This is a genomic window from Massilia genomosp. 1, assembly GCF_011682185.1.
Classification (GTDB): domain Bacteria; phylum Pseudomonadota; class Gammaproteobacteria; order Burkholderiales; family Burkholderiaceae_D; genus Telluria_A; species Telluria_A rubra.
This window is the reverse complement of record NZ_WHJF01000569.1, coordinates 1-265: the sequence shown is the minus strand read 5'-3', so window position 1 is coordinate 265 and position 265 is coordinate 1. Positions and strand designations below refer to the sequence as shown.

Genomic DNA, 265 nt, shown 5'->3' with positions numbered 1-265 from the left:
GCCGCTTCCGACTCGCGCAGGCCCAGGCCGTACATGAGACGCACAGCGATGGCGACGGACGGCGAGCGCGTGGTCGCCTTGTCGATCTCTGCCAGCCATTCGTCGGTGGTTTTGGTGGGCAAGGTGGCGCGCGGGATCTTCTGGACCGGCAGCATGGGCACGTCCCACGGCAGCCTGGGAATAATCTTGCGCTTGACGGCCCAGTTCACCAGCAGCTTGAGCTTGCGCAGCCAGTGGTTCGCGGTGGCCGGCTTGCGCGTGGCCA

1 pseudogene is annotated in these 265 nt (G+C 66.8%); it reads right to left on the bottom strand.

Going from position 1 to position 265, the window contains the following annotated elements:
* Positions 1-265: pseudogene (locus F1735_RS34940) on the bottom strand (site-specific integrase); the annotation flags it as partial.